16 protein-coding genes are annotated in these 18,430 nt (G+C 66.2%); 11 read left to right on the top strand and 5 right to left on the bottom strand.

From position 1 onward, the window contains the following. Positions 1–374: 374 nt before the first annotated feature. Positions 375–1,199 (bottom strand): alpha/beta fold hydrolase, encoded by an 825-nt coding sequence (locus AC1DQR_RS14105; protein WP_477133173.1) that lies wholly within the window; start codon positions 1,197–1,199, stop codon positions 375–377. Beyond that, positions 1,199–2,509 (bottom strand): O-acetylhomoserine aminocarboxypropyltransferase, encoded by a 1,311-nt coding sequence (locus tag AC1DQR_RS14110; RefSeq protein WP_183031501.1) that lies wholly within the window; start codon positions 2,507–2,509, stop codon positions 1,199–1,201. Before AC1DQR_RS14110 ends, AC1DQR_RS14105 begins: the two co-directional genes overlap by 1 nt. Before the next feature lie 202 nt (positions 2,510–2,711). Here AC1DQR_RS14110 and AC1DQR_RS14115 point away from each other — a divergent pair, with 202 nt between their 5' ends. The 5 genes from AC1DQR_RS14115 (at position 2,712) to AC1DQR_RS14135 (ending at position 8,396) form a co-directional block, all read left to right on the top strand. After that, positions 2,712–3,158: a CBS domain-containing protein gene (locus AC1DQR_RS14115; protein WP_006163173.1), complete on the top strand. Its 447-nt coding sequence runs from the start codon at positions 2,712–2,714 to the stop codon at positions 3,156–3,158. Between the two features lie 163 nt (positions 3,159–3,321). After that, positions 3,322–5,220, top strand: coding sequence for an MFS transporter (locus AC1DQR_RS14120; RefSeq protein WP_416048139.1), 1,899 nt, complete (start codon positions 3,322–3,324; stop codon positions 5,218–5,220). A 22-nt stretch (positions 5,221–5,242) separates the two neighbouring features. Continuing rightward, entirely contained in the window at positions 5,243–5,962 is a 720-nt protein-coding gene (locus AC1DQR_RS14125) for a glutathione S-transferase C-terminal domain-containing protein (RefSeq protein WP_174422767.1), read from the top strand. 87 nt (positions 5,963–6,049) lie between these two features. Then, entirely contained in the window at positions 6,050–7,168 is a 1,119-nt protein-coding gene (gene aroC / locus AC1DQR_RS14130; protein WP_309405460.1) for a chorismate synthase, read from the top strand. 1 nt (position 7,169) lies between these two features. Then, positions 7,170–8,396 (top strand): MFS transporter, encoded by a 1,227-nt coding sequence (locus AC1DQR_RS14135; protein WP_416048140.1) that lies wholly within the window; start codon positions 7,170–7,172, stop codon positions 8,394–8,396. 30 nt (positions 8,397–8,426) lie between these two features. Here AC1DQR_RS14135 and AC1DQR_RS14140 read toward each other — a convergent pair whose 3' ends face one another. Together AC1DQR_RS14140 and AC1DQR_RS14145 are read right to left on the bottom strand one after the other, a co-directional pair. Next, entirely contained in the window at positions 8,427–9,533 is a 1,107-nt protein-coding gene (locus AC1DQR_RS14140) for an NAD(P)/FAD-dependent oxidoreductase (protein ID WP_416048141.1), read from the bottom strand. A gap of 108 nt (positions 9,534–9,641) precedes the next feature. Continuing rightward, positions 9,642–10,340: a FadR/GntR family transcriptional regulator gene (locus tag AC1DQR_RS14145; RefSeq protein ID WP_416048142.1), complete on the bottom strand. Its 699-nt coding sequence runs from the start codon at positions 10,338–10,340 to the stop codon at positions 9,642–9,644. A gap of 305 nt (positions 10,341–10,645) precedes the next feature. On the opposite strand from AC1DQR_RS14145, the gene AC1DQR_RS14150 reads away from it, so the two are divergent. Then, complete coding sequence (locus AC1DQR_RS14150) at positions 10,646–11,536, top strand: flagellar brake protein (protein WP_416048143.1); 891 nt, start codon at positions 10,646–10,648, stop codon at positions 11,534–11,536. Between the two features lie 148 nt (positions 11,537–11,684). After that, the gene (locus AC1DQR_RS14155) at positions 11,685–12,146 is read left to right on the top strand and encodes a hypothetical protein (RefSeq protein ID WP_416048144.1); all 462 of its coding nucleotides are present in this window, start codon (positions 11,685–11,687) and stop codon (positions 12,144–12,146) included. Between the two features lie 55 nt (positions 12,147–12,201). Here the strand turns inward: AC1DQR_RS14155 and AC1DQR_RS14160 are convergent, their stop codons facing one another. Then, positions 12,202–13,887 (bottom strand): electron transfer flavoprotein-ubiquinone oxidoreductase, encoded by a 1,686-nt coding sequence (locus AC1DQR_RS14160; protein ID WP_416048145.1) that lies wholly within the window; start codon positions 13,885–13,887, stop codon positions 12,202–12,204. Positions 13,888–14,235: 348 nt separating this feature from the next. Between AC1DQR_RS14160 and AC1DQR_RS14165 the strand changes: the two genes are divergently transcribed. From AC1DQR_RS14165 to AC1DQR_RS14180, 4 genes are all read left to right on the top strand, one after another. Then, positions 14,236–15,021, top strand: a complete 786-nt coding sequence (locus tag AC1DQR_RS14165; protein WP_043345010.1) for an SDR family oxidoreductase — start codon at positions 14,236–14,238, stop codon at positions 15,019–15,021. Positions 15,022–15,338: 317 nt separating this feature from the next. Continuing rightward, entirely contained in the window at positions 15,339–15,947 is a 609-nt protein-coding gene (locus tag AC1DQR_RS14170) for a TRAP transporter small permease (RefSeq protein ID WP_416048146.1), read from the top strand. After that, positions 15,944–17,248 (top strand): TRAP transporter large permease, encoded by a 1,305-nt coding sequence (locus tag AC1DQR_RS14175; RefSeq protein WP_416048147.1) that lies wholly within the window; start codon positions 15,944–15,946, stop codon positions 17,246–17,248. The genes AC1DQR_RS14170 and AC1DQR_RS14175 overlap by 4 nt, the downstream gene beginning before the upstream one ends. Before the next feature lie 69 nt (positions 17,249–17,317). Further along, the gene (locus tag AC1DQR_RS14180; RefSeq protein ID WP_477133174.1) at positions 17,318–18,346 is read left to right on the top strand and encodes a DctP family TRAP transporter solute-binding subunit; all 1,029 of its coding nucleotides are present in this window, start codon (positions 17,318–17,320) and stop codon (positions 18,344–18,346) included. The last annotated feature ends 84 nt before the right edge of the window (positions 18,347–18,430 follow it).

The following is an 18,430-nucleotide window of genomic DNA, read 5'->3' on the forward strand; positions in this document are numbered from 1 at the left end:
CGCCCACCGATAGCCCCTGGTCTTTCACCATCCGTACTACTTCCAGCTTGAAGCTGGCATCAAATTGTCGGCGTTGTCTTGTCATCTGTTTCCTCGTCGATATGGATTGTCACCCTATCGACCTGTCCGAGGAAATTAGACCACTGCAAGACATGGGTCCCTCGTTTCCGCTCTTTTCGCCGAATCCCGAGGCGCCCCATACGGCCTTGGCACACCTCCACGGCTCGCTTCGCATCGCCGTGGGTGTTTCCCGCCCCTTCGGGCGGGAAACACGGCCACACCGAATCGTTCGCTATGTCCGCTGGTTGGCACCCCTCTCCCACCTGTGGGAGAGGGGCCGGGGGAGAGTGCGGGCGCTCGCTACGCCGCCGTCTTCAACCTGCCGCTACCACTTTGCGCGCAAACGCCGCCAGCACGTCTAGTACCTCATCCGGCCTTTCTCCCATCAGCGCGTGCCCGCAGGGCACCGTGACCGTGCTGGCCGATGCCATCCTGGCGGCGAGCGCCTGGGCGGCTTTGGGCGAGGTCATCATGTCCTTGCTGCCGCTGATGAACAGGGCGGGGCAGCGCACGGCGGCCACCGCGGCGTCGCCGTTGGCGTAGGCGTTGCAGGCGGAGAAGTCGTTGTGGAAGACGTGGCCTTCGGGGTTGCGTTGTGCCACGCGTTCCATCAGGCGCTGGCTGCCGCCTTGCATCCACGAGCCCGGTCCCGGGGAGGAGGGCTTGTTGGCGAGGCTGGAATGCGACCACGCGTTGACCATGGCGATGGCCTGGTCCACGCGGTTGAGCGAGGCGTCGAGCAGGGCGTCGGCGACTTTCATCGGGTAGGCCGTGGCAAGCTGGGCGATGCCGCGTACCGCTTCCGGGTGGCGGGCGGCCGTTTCCAGCGCGATCAGCGAGCCCATGCTGTGCCCGAAGACCAGCGCGGGGGTGCTGACGCCGGCTGCGCGGACCAGTTCTATCACCCAGTCGGCCATCGCCTCGACCGTCTTGAGGGGCATGCCCTCGCTGCGGTTATGGCCGGGCAGGTCCACCGCCAGCACGCTGAAGCCGTGGTTGGCGAACCAGCGCGTCTGCAGGGCCCAGACGCTGTGGTCGTTCTGCGCGCCGTGCACGAACACGGCACAGGGCAGGGCGGGGTCGAAGGGTTTGCCGCCGGTGTAGGCGTAGGCCTTGTGGCCTGCGATCGTCAGTTCCATCAGGCTTGCCCTCCCTTGGCGCTCATGGCTTTCTCGGCTGCCTTGAGGCCGCGCTTGAGGTCGTCGATGAGGTCGTCCGGGTCTTCCAGTCCGACCGACAGACGGATGGTGCCTTCGCTGATGCCGGCCGCCTGCAGTGCCGCGGCGTCCATGCGGAAGTGGGTGGTGGAGGCCGGGTGGATCACCAGCGAGCGGGCGTCGCCCACATTGGCCAGGTGCGAGAACAGCGCCAGGCTTTCGATGAAGCGCTGGCCTGCGGCACGATTGCCCTTGAGGTTGAAGCTGAACACGGCGCCCGCGCCGCGCGGCAGCAGGCGCTTGGCGAGTTCGTAGTCCGGGTGGGATTCCAGCTCCGGATAGGCGACCGACTCGACCATCGGGTGCGACACCAGGAACTGCACCACGCGGCGCGCGTTGTCCACATGGCGGGCCATGCGCAGCGGCAGCGTCTCGATGCCCTGGAGCAGTTGCCAGGCGGCCATCGGGCTCAGGCAGGCGCCGAAGTCGCGCAGGCCYTCGCGGCGCGCGCGCAGCAGGAACGGCGCCACCGTGCTCTCCTCCGTAAAGACCATGTTGTGGAAGCCAGCATAGGGCTCCGACAGCTCCGGGAAGCGCCCGGAGGCTTCGAAGTCGAAGGTGCCGCCTTCTGCCAGTACGCCGCCGATGGTGGTGCCATGGCCGCCCAGGAACTTGGTGGCCGAGTGATAGAGCAGGCCGGCGCCCAGGTCGAAAGGCTTGAGCAGGTAGGGCGTGGTGAAGGTGGAGTCGACCAGTAGCGGGATACCGTTGTCCTGGCCGAGCTGCGCCAGGGTCGGGATGTCGAGCACGTCCAGCCCGGGGTTGCCCAGGGTCTCGCCGAACAGCAACTTGGTCTCGGGCCGGATGGCCGCGCGCCAGGCGTCGATGTCGCGCGCCTGCACGAAGGTGGTCTCGATGCCAAAGCGGCGCAGCGTGTAGTGCAGCAGGTTGTGCGAGCCGCCGTACAGGGCGCTGGACGCCACGATGTGCGAGCCCGCGCCCATCAGCGTCGCCACCGCCAGATGCAGCGCGGCCTGGCCCGAAGCCACGCCGATCGCGCCGGCGCCGTTCTCCAGGGCGGCGATGCGCTCCTCGAAGACGGCGACCGTCGGGTTGGAGATGCGGGAGTAGACGTGGCCCGCGCGTTCCATATTGAACAGCGAGGCGGCGTGCTCACTGTCTTTAAAGACGAAGGATGTCGTCAGGTGGATGGGCGTGGCCCGGGCCCCCGTGGCGGGGTCGGGGGCGGCGCCAGCATGCAGCGCCAGGGTGTCGAAACGGGTACCGGACATGGCTTCAAGGGCTAGAGTTGTCTCCGGATCGCATCGTAGCATCCGCTGCCGCTGCGGGCATGGCAAATAGCCTTGGCGGCCCCGGCGGCGGCCCGTGCTTTACTTGGGCGGCTGGTTTCGGCTAGGATCGGCGCATCAGGCCATGCCGGCGGCGGCAGGTAATAAACAGCAAAACAGCAGATTCAGAGAAGCGGAGACCATCATGAAAGTCAGCGACATCCTGCAGATCAAGGGCAACACGCTCTACACGGTGAAGCCGGAAACGTCACTGCTGCTGGCGGTCAACATCATGGCAGAGCACGATATCGGCTCGCTGGTGGTGATGGAATACGGCGACCTGGTCGGCATGCTGACCTTCCGCGAGATCATCAAGACGCTCTCCGCCAACGGCGGCAATGTCGGCACCACCAGCCTGCGCAAGGTCATGGACGACGCGCCGCTGACCTGCACCATGGAGACGGACGTCAATGAAGTCCGCCGCATGATGCTGGAGCGCCACACCCGTTACCTGCCGGTGCTGGACAATCGGACGCTGATGGGCGTGATTTCGTTCTACGACGTGGCCAAGGCCGTGGTGGAAGAGCAGAGCTTCGAGAACCGCATGCTCAAGGCCTACATCCGCGACTGGCCGGAAGAAAAGACCGATTGAGCCGCCCTTGGCGCGAGAGGCGCCACGTAGCAGCGGCCGGGTTGGGCCGATCGAGGCGCTTCGGGCTGTGCACCCTCCTGGGGCGCGCCCGTAGTCCGTATAAGTGGTAAATGCCGCGCAACGACGCGGCATCTTTTTGAGCCGACCGCGACATGAGCGCTACATGAGCCAACAAAACCAATTCCGTCTGCTCCGCACGCGCCGCTTCGCGCCGTTCTTCTGGACCCAGTTCCTGGGCGCCATGAACGACAACCTGTTCAAGGTCGCCTTCACCTCGCTGGTCACCTACCATACGGCCCTGTTCGACGGTGTTGACGCCAAGAGCGCGGCGTTCCTGATCTCGGCCATCTTTATCGCACCGTTCGTGCTGTTCTCGGCCACCAGCGGCCAGATCGCCGACAAGATCGAGAAGTCCCGGCTGATCCGGCTGGTGAAGACGCTGGAAATCGCCATCATGCTGCTGGGGCTGGCGGGTTTTGCCATGCATAGCGCGCCCTTGCTCTACACGGGCACCTTCCTGATGGGGTTGCACTCGACGCTGTTTGGCCCGGTCAAGTTCGCTTACCTGCCGCAGCACCTGGACGAGACCGAACTGGTGGGCGGCAACGGCCTGGTGGAGATGGGCACCTTCGTGGCCATCCTGCTCGGCACCCTGCTTGGCGGCGAACTGGCCGGCCTGACCCATGGCGAGAAGATCGTGGGGCCGTTCTATGTCGGCGCAGCTTGCGTGGTGCTGGCGCTGGCCGGCCGCATGGTGTCCGCGCGCGTGCCGGACTCGCCGGCGCCGCAGCCTGACCTGCGCATCAACTGGAACCCGTTCACCGAGACCTGGCGCAACCTCAAGCTGGCGCGCACCGACCGCACGGTGTTCCTGAGCTTGCTGGGGATTTCCTGGCTCTGGTTTTTGGGCGCGACCTTCCTCACCTCGTTTTTCAGCTTTGCCAAGGACGTGCTGGGCGGCGACCAGAACGTGGTGACGCTGCTGCTGGCGGTGTTTTCGCTGGGCATCGGCACCGGCTCGCTGCTGTGCGAGCGGCTGTCCGGGCGGCATGTCGAGATCGGCCTGGTGCCGTTCGGCTCGATTGGCATGACGGTGTTCGCGGTCGACCTGTTCTTCGCCAGCAACGGCGAGCAGCACAGCGAATTGTCCGGGCTGGCCGGCTTTGCCGCCGACCCGCGCCACTGGCGCGTGCTGTTCGACCTGTTCCTGCTGGCGATGTTCGGCGGCTTCTACAGCGTGCCGCTGTACGCGCTGATCCAGAGCCGCTGTGCGCCGACGCACCGGGCCCGCATCATCGCCGCCAACAACATCCTCAACAGCTTCTTCATGATCGGCTCCTCGCTGCTGGCGGTGGTGCTGACCCAGGCCGGCTTCAGCATTCCGCAGCTGTTCCTGGTGGTGGGGTTGCTCAACGCGATGGTTGCCATCTACATCTACTCGCTGGTGCCGGAGTTCCTGCTGCGCTTCATTGCCTGGATCCTGGTGCATACGGTGTATCGCCTGAAGCGCGTCAATGCCGAGCACATTCCGGCCGAGGGCGCGGCGGTGCTGGTGTGCAACCACGTCAGCTTTGCCGATGCGGTGGTGCTGATGGCCGCCAGCCCGCGGCCGGTGCGCTTCCTGATGGATCACCGCATCTTCAAGGTGCCGCTGATGTCGTGGTTCTTCCGCCAGGCCAAGGCGATCCCGATCGCGCCGGCGCACGAGGACCCGGTCATGCTGGAGCGCGCCTACGACGAAGTCGCGCGGGCGCTGGCCGGCGGCGACCTGGTCTGCATCTTCCCGGAGGGCAAGATCACGGCCACCGGCGAGCTCAATCCCTTCAAGCAGGGCGTGCAGCAGATCATCCGGCGCACCCCCGTGCCGGTCGTGCCGATGGCGCTGCGGGGGCTGTGGGGCAGCTTTTTCTCCCGCAAGGGTGGCAATGCCATGTCCCGGCCATTCCGGCGTGGCATCCTGAACCGGCTGGAGCTGGTCGTGGGCGACCCGATCGCACCGGAACTGGCCACGCCGGAGGGCCTGCAGCAGGTGGTGCAGGGCTTGCGCGGCGAGTGGCGCTAACGACAAGCGGGAGGCGGCAACCATGATCACGCTTTACACCTTCGGGCCGGCCTTCGGCCTGCCAGACGCCAGCCCTTTCGTCACCAAGGCCGACATGCTGCTCAAGCTCGCGGGGCTGCCGTACCGCGCCGCGCAGGGCGGCCTGCGGCGCGCGCCCAAGGGCAAGCTGCCCTATCTCGACGACGAGGGCCGCGTGGTGGCGGACTCCACGCTGATCCGCTGGCACCTGGAGAAGACCTACCACATCGACTTCGATGAAGGGCTGACGCAGTCCCAGCGTGGCACGGCCTGGGCGGTCGAGAAGATGCTGGAAGATAACTTCTACTGGGCGGTGGCCGACGCGCGCTGGAACCATGACGCCAATTTTGCCCGGGGTCCGGCGACGTTTTTCCGCGCCGTGCCGTGGCCGGTGCGCGGGCTGGCGATGCGTTTTGTGCGCTCGAAGATCCGCCGCATCCTGTGGACGCAGGGGCTCGGGCGCCATAGCCCGGCCGATCTGGCTGCGATCGCCGGCCGCGATGTGGCGGCCGTGGCCGACGTGCTGGGCAGCCAGCCCTACCTGATGGGCGACAAGCCTTGCGGCGCCGACGCCACGGTATTCGCCTTCATGGCCGGCGCGCTGTGCCCGCTGTTCGACACGCCGATCCGTACCGCCGCCGAATCCCACCCCAGCCTGGTGGCCTACGTGGCGCGGATGCGGGAGCGCTTCTATCCGGACCTGCAGGCAGCGCCCGCGCCCTGAGCGAGGGCCGGGGAGGGCCGGAAGGGCGGCAAAAGCCTTACAATGTAGCCCGTTCCCCAATTCTCACGCCCTGCGCGGCCTTCCATCATGTCCGGCAATACTCTCGGCCTGCTCTTCACTGTCACCACTTTCGGCGAATCGCACGGGCCGGCCATCGGCGCGGTGGTGGATGGCTGCCCGCCGGGCATGTCCCTGACCGAGGCCGACATCCAGCTGGACCTGGATCGCCGCAAGCCCGGCACCTCGCGCCACGTCACGCAGCGCCAGGAGCCCGACCAGGTCGAGATCCTCTCCGGCGTGTTCGAGGGCAAGACCACCGGCACGCCGATCTGCCTGCTGATCCGCAACACCGACCAGCGCAGCAAGGACTACGGCAATATCGTCGAGACCTTCCGCCCGGGCCACGCTGACTACACCTACTGGCAGAAGTACGGCATCCGCGACTATCGCGGCGGTGGCCGCTCGTCGGCCCGCCTGACGGCGCCGGTGGTGGCGGCGGCGGCCGTGGCCAGGAAGTGGCTGCGCGAGCAGTACGGCACCGAGATCCGGGGCTATATGTCGCAGCTGGGCGAAGTCCGCGTGCCGTTCGTGGACTGGGCGGAAGTGCCGGAGAATCCCTTCTTTGCCCCCAATGCGGAGATCGTGCCGGAGCTGGAAACCTATATGGACGCGCTGCGCCGCGACGGCGACTCCGTCGGCGCGCGCATCGAGGTGGTGGCGAGCCATGTGCCGGTGGGCCTGGGCGAGCCGCTGTTCGACAAGCTCGATGCCGATATCGCGCATGCCATGATGGGCATCAACGCCGTCAAGGGCGTGGAGATCGGCGCGGGGTTTGAGAGCGTGAGCCAGCGCGGCAGCGTGCATGGCGACTCGCTCAGCGCCGAAGGCTTCCGTGGCAATAACGCCGGCGGCGTGCTTGGCGGCATCTCGACCGGCCAGGACGTCACCGTTTCGCTGGCAATCAAGCCCACCTCCAGTATCCGCACCCCGCGCGAATCCATCGACAAGGCCGGCCAGCCCGCCACGGTGGAAACCTTCGGCCGCCACGATCCCTGCGTGGGCATCCGCGCCACCCCCATCGCCGAAGCCATGCTGGCGCTGGTGCTGATGGACCATGCGCTGCGCCACCGCGCCCAGTGCGGCGACGTCAAGGTCGATACCCCGCGCATTCCCGCCCAGTCGCCCCAGTCCGGCCAGTCGCGCTGAGTTGGCGCAGGCGGAACAACATGGCCGCGCCGCGGGTACCGGGCGCGTCTCCGAGACGCGTTTTGGCCTGTTTTATCTTGGCTACTACGGCTACGTCGGCGTCATCTCCCCCTATGTGAGCCTGTTCTTCGCCGGGCGCGGTTTTTCCCCGGTGCAGATCGGCGTGCTGATGGCCTGCTTCCAGGTCAGCCGCATCGTCGGCCCGTATTTCTGGGGCTGGCTGTCCGACGTGATGCATACCCGCGTGCGCCTGCTGCGCCTGGCCGCCGTGACATCCTTGCTGGCGTTCCTGATGGTGCCCGGCGTCACCAGCTACGGCGCAATGATGGCGATGATGATCGGGCTGAACCTGATCACCAGCGCCATGTCTCCGCTGGGCGACGCGCTCACCATCTCCACGCTGCGCCGCTACGGCGGCTTCGATTACCGCTACGGGCGCATCCGCATGTTCGGCTCGGCTGGTTTTATCGCGGCCGTGCTGCTGGGCGGGGCGCTGTTCGAGCGCTACGGCATGGAGGTGTTCCCGTGGCTGGCGAGCACCATGCTGGCGCTGTTCCTGGTGGTGGTGTTCGGCATGCGCGATGCGCCCGACGACGGGCCGCGCGTCAAGCCGCCGCCGGCGCTGCCACTGCTGCGCCGTCCGGATGTGAGCTGGTTCTTCGGCTCGGCGTTCCTGATGATGTTCGCCCATGCCGCGCTGTACGTGTTCTATTCGCTGTACCTGGAGCAGCTTGGCTACAGCAAGTTTGCCATCGGCGTGATGTGGACCATCGGCGTGGTGGCCGAGATCGTTTTCTTCTTTTACCAGGGGCGGTTGTTCGCAAGCGTACCGTTGCGCACCATCCTGGCCGGCACCTTCGTGCTGGCCGCGATCCGCTTCGGCCTGACTGGCTATTTTGCCCAGTTGTCATGGCTGATGGCGCTGGTGCAGGTGCTGCACGCGGCCACCTTTGGCGCGCACCATAGCGCTAGCCTGAAGCGCCTGCAGCGCTGGTTCGCGGGTCCCTTGCAGGGGCGCGGCCAGGCTCTTTACACCGGCCTTTCCTACGGCCTTGGCGGCACCTGCGGCGGGCTGGCGATGGGGTGGACGTGGAAGGCGCTAGGGCCCGCTCATACGTTCGGCCTGGCGGCACTGGCGGCGGCGGGCGGCGCACTGTGCGCGTTCATGACGTTCCGTGCGGAAGCGGCGTCCGACGCCAGGGCGGATGCCGCCACGGCCGGGCGCTGACGCGCGCCGGCATTTGGATCGTTCAGGGATTCACAGCAGGCTTGCCACGTGCTCGGCCAGCGCCAGCGAGGAGGTCAGCCCGGGCGACTCGATGCCGAACAGGTTGACCAGCCCCGGCACGCCATGGGTGGCTGGGCCATCGATGCGGAAATCCGCCGCGGGCTCGCCCGGACCGCTGATCTTGGGGCGGATGCCGGCATAGCCCGGCTGCAGCGCGCCATCGGCCAGTCCCGGCCAGTAATTGCGCACTTCACCGTAAAAGCTGTCGGCATCGGCCGGGTCCACGCCGTACTCGATCTCGTCGATCCAGCGCACATTGGGGCCGAAGCGCGCCTGGCCGCCCAGGTCGATCGTCAGGTGCACGCCCAGGCCGGCAGCCTCCGGCACCGGGTAGATCAGGCGCGAGAAGGGTGCGCGCCCGGCCAGCGTGAAGTAGCAGCCTTTGGCGTAGTACTGCGCCGGAACATGTGCGGCAGGCATGCCTTCGATGCTGCGCGCCAGCGCTGGCGCGGTCAGGCCGGCCGAATTGATCACGGTGCGGGCCAGTAGCGTGGTGCCGGCCGCGTCGTCCTGGCTGCCCACGTCGAGGCGGATGCCATCCGGCATCACGGCGCCGCTGGCCACGGGCGACTGCACCGCCAGCATGGCGCCGGCGTTCTCAGCGTCACCCAGCAAGGCCAGCATCAGGCCATGGCTGTCGACGATGCCGGTGGACGCAGAGAGCAGGGCGGCGCGGCATTGCAGGTTTGGCTCCAGCGCCTGCGCCTCGGCCTGGCTGAGCAACTGCAGGTCATGCACGCCATTGGCCGCGGCCTTGGCCCGGATGCCTTCCAGCGTGGCGACCTGGGCCTCGGTGGTGGCTACGATCAACTTGCCGCAGCGCTGGTGCTGGATGTGGTGCGAGGCGCAGTAGTCGTACAGCATGGCCTTTCCGCGCACGCACATCGCGGCCTTGAGCGAGCCGGCTGGATAGTAGATGCCGGCGTGGATCACTTCGCTGTTGCGTGCGCTGGTGATGGTGCCGAAGGCGTTCTCGGCTTCCAGGATGATGACTTCGCGGCCCTGCATGGCCAGTTGTCTCGCCACGGCCAGGCCCACTACGCCCGCGCCGATTACCACGCAATCTACTTGTTCCATTGTCGTTCTCTGCTGATGCGGCCGGCGCCTTTCAGGCGGTGCGTGCCGCGGGTCCCTGGATTGTGTTGTGCCGTCGATAGATAGGCCCTGCGCTCTGCGCGCCTGGGCTTAACGCAAAGTCAGCCCCATGCGCTTGGCTGCCGCGCCGAGGTGCCTGCGTGCGGCCTGCCGCGCCGCGCTGGCGTTGCCGGCGGCAATGGCCTCCACCAGCGCGGTGTGCTCGCTGTCCGCGCCCTGCGAGCCGCCGCGAAAGCGGGCGGCGTTTTCCCAGGCGGTTTGCCGCGCCGCCAGCATGTGCTGGCCAACAAAATCGGTCAGGCCGGTGAAGCAGGGGTTGTGCGCGGCCTGCGCGATGGCGTGGTGGAACGCTACGTCGGCGGCTGCGGCGCTGGTGAAGTCCTTGGCGTGCTCGCGCATCGCGGCCAGCGCGGCGTGGATGGCTTGCAGGTCCTCCTCGGTGCGGCGCAGCGCGGCCATTTCGGCGCAGGCGCATTCCACCACCATGCGCAACTCGAACAGCTGGGCCGAGGTCGGGCCGCCTTGCAGTTCGGGGGCCATGCGCCATACCTGGCCGCCGGGCATGTCCGATACATAGGCACCCGAGCCTTTGCGCGTGACCAGCAGCCCGTCCGCCTTCAGCTGTGCAATGGCCTCACGGACGATGGGGCGGCTCACGCCAAAGGTCTCGCCGAGTGCGGCTTCGGCCGGGAGCCGGGCACCGGCGGCAAAGCGGCCGGCTGCGATGTCGGCGCGCAGGGCGTCGGCGATCCGTGCGGCAAGCGAGGCGGGGCGGCTCAGGACGGTCATCGATAAATATGTAAGGCTGTCAGACAGATTGTGGTGGGATTCTGCAAGGAAAGCGGGGCGGCGTCAAGGCATGCCTGCCCCCTTGGCTGTCGGATTGTTCTCAAGGTTTTCCAGGAATGCGCCGATAGCAAGCTGGATGAGATGCGCTATTCACTTGGTACATCGCGGCGCCTCGCGGCAGCCGCGCCAGCCGCTCCGTGCACTGAGCGCCTCGCTAGGTGGTGGCCGGGACGACCGTTCCTGCGTTCCCGTGCCCACCGTTGGATCTGCCACGCCCGCTGCCCGGGCGTTCACCGGTGCTAACCATGATTGCGCTTACCCCTAACGATCTCCCCGTCGGCCAGCCCTTGCCTTGGTCCTTGCTGGACGAGGCAGGCAATCTTGTGCTCGGCAGCGGCAGCGTGATTCCCGAGGACCGCGACGTCGCCCTGGTGTTCCGCCATGGCACGGTGTGCCGGCCAGAGGACGAGCTGGGCGAACCGGGCGAGCCGATGGACAGCGGGCGGCAGGCCAGTGCGGGGCCGCTTGGCCTGCAGGTAGGCACGCTGCTCCAGGTCAAGTCGGCGGGGCAGACCGGGCGCGCCGCGGCCAGCCGGCTGATCGGATTTGTCGAGCAGGGCCTGTTCGTGACCTGGCCGCAGCTCGGCGGGAAGGAACTGCAGCTCAAGCCCGGCGAGACGGTGCTGCTGCGCGGCTTTTCCGGTCACGCCATCCTCAGTTTCGAGTCGACGGTGACCGCCATCTGCCGCAGTCCTTTCCGCTACCTGGTCTTGTCGGCGCCGGCCGAGCCGCAGCAGATGCCGGTGCGCAAGGCGACCCGTGTGCCGACGCGGCTGGCGGCTTACCTGGTGGATCCCGGCAGCACGGACGATGAGACAGCGGCACAACACCGGCCTGCCCGTCTGGTGTTGCTGACCGACCTGAGCACTGGCGGCGCGCAGATCCAGATCGCCGGCGCAGTGCCGGCATCCGGTGCGGTGGTGCGCTTGTGCTTCCATCTGCGCACCGCCGCGCTGGACAGCGAGATCATGGTCGACGGGGTGGTGCGCAACGCGTTGCCTGCCGAGGGCGATGTGGAGTTTCCCACGTTCGGCGTTGTGTTCGACGCCCTCGGAGAGCGCGAGCTGACGCTGCTCCAGTGCTTTATCTATGAGCAGTTGCTGGCAAATGCCAGCATGCAGGTCAGCGCCGCGTGAGAGGGGGCGGCGTTTGGAGTCATCCTGCTAACACGGATTCTTGCCCGAATCACGCTTCCCGCTTCTACTGTCCCCTGCAAGAAAATCGGGCACGGCATGCTGGCATTGCGGCGGGCCGGTATCCCGATCCCTGCCACAAGGAGGCATCATGAAGCGCATATCCCGCCTTGGCGCGCCATTGCGCGCGCCCATCCTGGCAGCCCTGCTAGCCATTGCCATGCCAGCCATGGCCAATATCGCGCAGGGCGGCAGCCAGGCGAGCGCTTTGTCGATGGACGAGCGCGCGCTGGGACTGGAGGCTCTTCCGAGCGGAACCAAGCCAGCCAGCGCCAGCGCTGGCGCTGACGGCGCACGCCTGCTGGTCGGGATGTCGCCGCTGGACGTGGCCTCGGCCACAGCCCTCGGCAAGCCGCACGAGGCGGGTGGCATGACGGACGTGGTGCTGGCCCTGATCGACGGGATCGGGCAGGTGCCGCTCGCCGGCCCGGCACTCATCACGCTGATTGCTGGCGTGGCCGATGTGATTGGCTGGTATCAGAGCGTGGCCGACGATAAGCCGCTCTACCATGATTCACTGACGTCGCCCGCGACGTCGAGCCCGCAAGTCTGAGCCCCAAAGAAAACGGCACCGAATCCGGTGCCGTTTTGCTTGCCCTGCGGCGAACTTACATGCCCACGTAGTTCGGGCCGCCGCCGCCTTCCGGCGTCACCCATACGATATTCTGGGTGGGATCCTTGATGTCGCAGGTCTTGCAGTGCACGCAGTTCTGCGCATTGATCTGCAGGCGTTCCTTGCCGTCGTCGTTTTGCACGAACTCGTACACGCCGGCTGGGCAGTAGCGGCTTTCGGGGCCGGCAAACTTGTCCCAGTTGACATTGACGGGAACGCTCGCATCCTTGAGCGTCAAGTGGGCCGGCTGGTTTTCCTCATGGTTGGTGTTGCTGATGAACACCGAGCTGAGGCGGTCGAAGGTGAGCTTGCCGTCCGGCTTCGGGTAGACGATCTGCGGGCACTCGGCGGCTGGCTTGAGGTAGACGTGGTCCGGCTTCTCGCGGTGGATGGTCCAGGGCGGGTTGCGGATGCCCAGCTTGGGCAGCAGCCATTGCTCGATGCCGGTCATCAGCGTGGCGGTGGTGCGGCCCTTCTTGAACCACTGCTTGAAGTTCTTCGCCTGCAGCAGTTCCTTGTGCAGCCAGCTGTTCTCGAAGGCGGTCGGGTAGGCCGTCAGTTCGTCGTGCTGGCGGTTGGCCTGCAGCGCATCGTAGGCGGCTTCGGCGGCCATCATGCCGGTCTTGATGGCAGCGTGGCTGCCCTTGATGCGCGAGGCGTTCAGGTAACCGGCGTCGCAGCCGACCAGGGCGCCACCCGGGAATATGGTCTTGGGCAGCGACAGCAGGCCGCCGGCCGTGATGGCGCGCGCGCCGTAGCTGATGCGTTTGCCACCTTCGAAATACGTGCGGATTTCCGGGTGCGTCTTGAAGCGCTGGAACTCCTCGAACGGGGAGAGCCAGGGGTTGGTGTAGTCCAGGCCCACCACAAAGCCCACGGCGACCTTGTTGTCTTCCATGTGGTACAGGAAGGAGCCGCCGTAGGTGGCCGGGTCCAGCGGCCAGCCGGCGGTGTGCACGACCAGGCCTGGCTGGTGCTTGGCGGGATCGATCTCCCACAGCTCTTTCAGGCCGATGCCGTAGCTTTGCGGATCCTTGCCGTCGTCGAGCTTGTACTTGGTGATCAGCTGCTTGCCCAGGTGGCCGCGCGACCCTTCGGCGAAGATGGTGTACTTGGCGTGCAGCTCCATGCCGAGCTGAAAGTTCTCGGTCGGCTCGCCTTCCTTGTTGATGCCCATGTTGCCGGTGGCAACGCCCTTGACCGAGCCGTCGTCGTTGTAGAGCACCTCGGCAGCCGGGAAGCCCGGGAAGATCTCAACGCCCAGGCCTTCGGCCTGTTGCCCCAGCCAGCGCGTGAAGTTGGACAGGCTGACGATGTAGTTGCCGTGGTTGTGGAAGCACTCCGGCAGCAGCGCGGACGGCGTGGCCTTGGAACCGGTTTCGTTGAGGAAGAGGAACTTGTCTTCGGCGACCGGTTGGTTCAGCGGGGCGCCGAGTTCCTTCCAGTTGGGGATCAGCTCATTGAGCGCAATCGGGTCCATGATGGCGCCGGACAGGATGTGGGCGCCCGGCTCGGAGCCTTTTTCCAGCACGCAGACATTGACCTCGGTGCCTTTCTCCTGGGCGAGCTGCTTCAGGCGGATGGCGGTTGCCAGGCCGGCGGGGCCGCCGCCAACGATGACGACGTCGTATTCCATGGCCTCGCGGGGGCCGTACTGCTCCAGGAGCTGTTGCTGATTCATTGTCTCTAACCCTCTATTCTTGGCAACTTGCGCGCAATTGTGGGAAATGCCGTGTTCGGTGGTACCGGGGATGCGATGATCGGGGGGAACTTGGGGCAGGGGCGGGGCGGCGCACTCGCCAAATCGTGGCGGCCATGCGCGTTTTTCCTCTTTCCCTTTGTGGCCCGAGTTCTTAGAATCTCCGGCATTGTCCGGGACTCGCCATGGTCAGGCAAGATTTTTTTTGGAACGACCGTTCTTTTTTTTGATATGCTGCCTTCGGGTTTCAGCAGGCAGATTTCGCGAGGAGCGCCCGTTGGCCGTGGCCATGGCAGGCGGCGCCGGGGGCTCCCGAACATAGAGGCCATTATGGGTTTGTCGATCAATCTGGAAGGCAAGGTCGCGCTGGTGACAGGCGCTTCAAGCGGTCTGGGCACGCGGTTTGCTCATGTCCTGGCGAGTGCCGGCGCCAAGGTCATCCTGGCGTCGCGGCGTACCGAGCGGCTCAAGGAGCTGCGTGCCGCGATCGAGGCCGAGGGCGGCAGCGCGCACGTGGTGCAGCTCGACGTGACCGACCACGACAGCGTGCGCTCCGCGGTGGCGCATGCCGAGACCGAGGCCGGGGCGATCGACATCCTGGTCAATAACTCGGGCGTCTCCACCACCCAGCGCCTGACCGACGTCACCCCCGACGACTTCGATTTCGTCTTCGACACCAATACCCGGGGCGCTTTCTTCGTGGCGCAGGAAGTGGCCAAGCGCATGATTGCGCGCGCCAAGGGCGCCGAGAAGAACGGCAATCCGCTGCCGCAGTCGCGCATCGTCAATATTGCTTCGGTCGCCGGGCTCAAGGTGCTGTCGCAGATCGGTGTGTACTGCATGAGCAAGGCCGCGGTGGTGCACATGACCAAGTCGATGGCGCTGGAGTGGGCGCGCCATGGCATCAACGTCAACGCCATCTGCCCCGGTTATATCGACACCGATATCAATCACCACCATTGGGACACCGACGCCGGCCAGAAGCTGGTCCAGATGCTGCCCCGCAAGCGCGTGGGCAAGCCCGAGGACCTGGACGGCCTGTTGTTGCTGCTGGCGTCCGACCAGTCGGCATTCATCAACGGCGCGATCATTACCGCCGACGACGGCATGGTATAGCCGTCAGAAGGGCGGCGCGCGCTTGCGTGCGCTTGCCGGCAGGTTGGCCCTGGCCCGCGCCAAAAGCGGCGGCGGGGCGTGCGATTCATGGTCCCTGGGCTTATCCGGTCCCCTTGGGCACCCTGCGGAATCGATGGCCTGCCGGATTCCCATGGCCAGAAGACTGCCTGTTGACGCGGCATGGAGCAAAAGTTCCCGCGCGCTCTGCAAGTCTTGGCATAATCCGCCATGTCTTGAGATTAAGTCTTTACATAATTCAAAGAGAAAATCCGTGCGCAGCCAGCGGCGCCGCGCGGACCGGACCGGAGGCCGGGGAGATGCAAGCAGATCGGGAGGGGCGGCGCGATGCCGACCCAAAACACGTCACGGCCATGCCGGACGAGACTGGCGCCAGCCAGCAAGGGGACAGCGGCTTCAAGGTATCGCCGCGAATTGAAGACTGGGTTGGCGTGATCGTCATGGTGCTGCTGGTGTGCATCACCTTCGCCAACGTGGTGGTCCGTTATTTCACCGATGAATCGTTTGCCTGGACCGAGGAATTCTCGGTCTTCCTGATGATCGTGCTGGCCCTGGTGGCAGGCAGCGCGGCAGTGGCGCGCGACCGCAATATCCGCATTGAATTCTTCTTCGATCGCGGCAGCATGGCGCGGCAGCGGCGCCTGGCGGTGCTGTCGGCGGTAGCCGTTGCGGTCATGTTCATCGCGCTGGCGGTGCTGGGCGCTCGCGTGGCGTGGGACGAATACACGTTTGGAGAGACCTCGCCGGGCATTGGCGTGCCGAGCTGGTGGTACTCCGTCTGGCTGCCGGTGCTGTCCGCTGCCATCGCGCTGCGGGCGCTCGGCGTAGCGGTGCGCAACCTGCGCGCGCTCAAGGCCCTGCATGCCGAGCGCATCGATGGCGCGGCAGCTTCGGAGTCCACGCCATGACCCTTATTGCCATTATCCTGTTCGTGGTGTTCCTGGGCTTGATGATGCTGGGCGTGCCGATCGGCGTGTCGCTGGGGCTTGGCGGCCTGGTGGCGATCGGCCTGTCCAACCTGGACACACAGATGTTCGGCCTGCTGGCCGTGCCGCAGAATTTCTACGCCGGCCTGGGCAAGTACCCGCTGCTGGCGATCCCGATGTTCGTGCTGGTCGGCTCGATCTTCGACCGTTCCGGCGTGGCGCAGCGCCTGGTGACCTTCGCCATTGCCATCGTCGGACGCGGTCCGGGCATGCTGCCGCTGGTGGCCATCCTGGTCGCCATGTTCCTGGGCGGCATCTCCGGCTCCGGCCCGGCCAATGCGGCCGCGGTGGGCGGGGTGATGATCGCTGCGATGTCGCGGGCCGGCTATCCCGGCGCGTACAGCGCGGCCGTGGTCGGCGCTGCCGCCGCGACCGACATCCTGATCCCGCCGTCCGTTGCCTTCATCATCTACAGCGTGCTGGTGCCCGGCGCCTCGGTGCCGGCGCTGTTCGCCGCCGGCATGATCCCGGGCATCCTGGCCGGCGTGGCGCTGATCGTGCCGGCCGTCTGGCTGGCGCGCAAGCACAATATGGGTGCCATCGAAGCCGGTCTGCCGCGTCCGCCGTTCTGGAAGAGCCTGCGCGAAGCGGCCTGGGGCCTGGTCGCGCCGTTCCTGATCCTGGGCGGCATGCGCGCGGGCTGGTTCACGCCGACCGAAGCCGCCGTGGTGGCGGTGGTGTACGGCCTGTTCGTCGGCATGGTGATCTACCGCAGCATCGGCATGCGCGACCTGTTCGTGATCTTCCAGGAGGCGGCGGAGACTTCCGCGGTGATCCTGTTGGTGGTAGCGCTAGCCGGCATCTTTGCCTACGCGCTGTCCACGCTGGGCGTGATCGATCCGCTGGCCAGTGCCATTGCGCATTCCGGGCTGGGCGAATACGGCGTGCTGGCGCTGATCGTGGCCTTGCTGATGACGGTGGGGATGTTCCTCGACGGCATCTCGATCTTCCTGATCTTCGTGCCGCTGCTGCTGCCGATCGCCAATGCCTTTCATTGGAACCCGGTTTGGTTCGGCGTGGTACTGACGCTCAAGGTAGCGCTTGGCCAGTTCACGCCGCCGCTGGCGGTGAACCTGATGGTCTCGTGCCGGATCGCGCGCGTGCGCATGGAAGAGACCGTGCCCTGGGTGGTGTGGATGCTGCTGGCGATGTTCGTCGCCATGCTGCTGGTGCTGGCCTTCCCGCCGCTGGCGACCTGGTTGCCTGACTACCTGGGTTATTGAGTTATTTGAGGTGTTGAAATTCTCGTCGCCCATAAGAAACACACAACAGATCCTGAGAGGAGAGRACGCATGAAACGTCGTGCCCTGATGCTGTCGCTGGCAGCCACCATTGCCGCTGCCGCCCTCGCGCCCGCTGGCGCCATGGCGCAGAGCTACAAAGCCGAGTACAAGATGTCGCTGGTGCTCGGCCCGGCCTTCCCGTGGGGCAAGGGCGGCGAGATCTGGGCCGACCTGGTGCGCCAGCGCACCAGCGGCCGCATCAACATCAAGCTGTACCCGGGTACCTCGCTGGTGGCCGGCGACCAGACCCGCGAGTTCTCGGCGATCCGCCAGGGCGTGATCGACATGGCGGTTGGCTCGACCATCAACTGGTCGCCGCAGGTCAAGGAGCTGAACCTGTTCTCGCTGCCGTTCCTGATGCCTGACTACAAGGCACTGGACGCCCTCACGCAAGGCGAAGTCGGCAAGTCTATCTTCGCGACCCTGGACAAGTCCGGCGTGGTGCCGCTGGCCTGGGGCGAGAACGGCTTTCGTGAAGTCTCCAACTCCAAGCGCGAAATCCGCAAGCCGGAAGACCTGAAAGGCATGAAGCTGCGTGTGGTGGGCTCGCCGCTGTATATCGAGACCTTCAATGCGCTCGGCGCCAACCCGACCCAGATGAGCTGGGCCGACGCGCAACCGGCCATGGCCTCGGGCGCAGTGGATGGTCAGGAAAATCCGCAATCGGTGTTCGCCGCCGCCAAGCTCTACACGGTCGGCCAGAAGTACGTGACCACCTGGGGCTACGTGGCTGACCCGCTGATCTTCGTGGTCAACAGGCAGATCTGGGAAAGCTGGACGCCGGCCGACCGCGAGATCGTCAAGCAAGCCGCCATTGACGCCGGCAAGCAGGAAACGGCGCTGGCCCGCAAGGGCCTGGTCGAGGCGGGCGCACCGGCCTGGAAGGATATGGAGGCCCACGGCGTGAAGGTGGCGCAACTGACGCCGGCCGAGCACGATGCCTTCCGCAAGGCCACGGCCAAGGTCTATGACAAGTGGAAGAAGCAGATTGGCGTGGATCTGGTGAGCAAGGCAGAATCCTCGATCGCCAAGCGCTAAGCGGCTGGCAATCGTCAAAGCGTGGGGTGGCGCTAACGCTCCCCCACGCCAGTGGGGCTGTTGCGGGAAAGGCACCGCCGATCC

The organism is Cupriavidus sp. 05L411 (genome assembly GCF_056398045.1).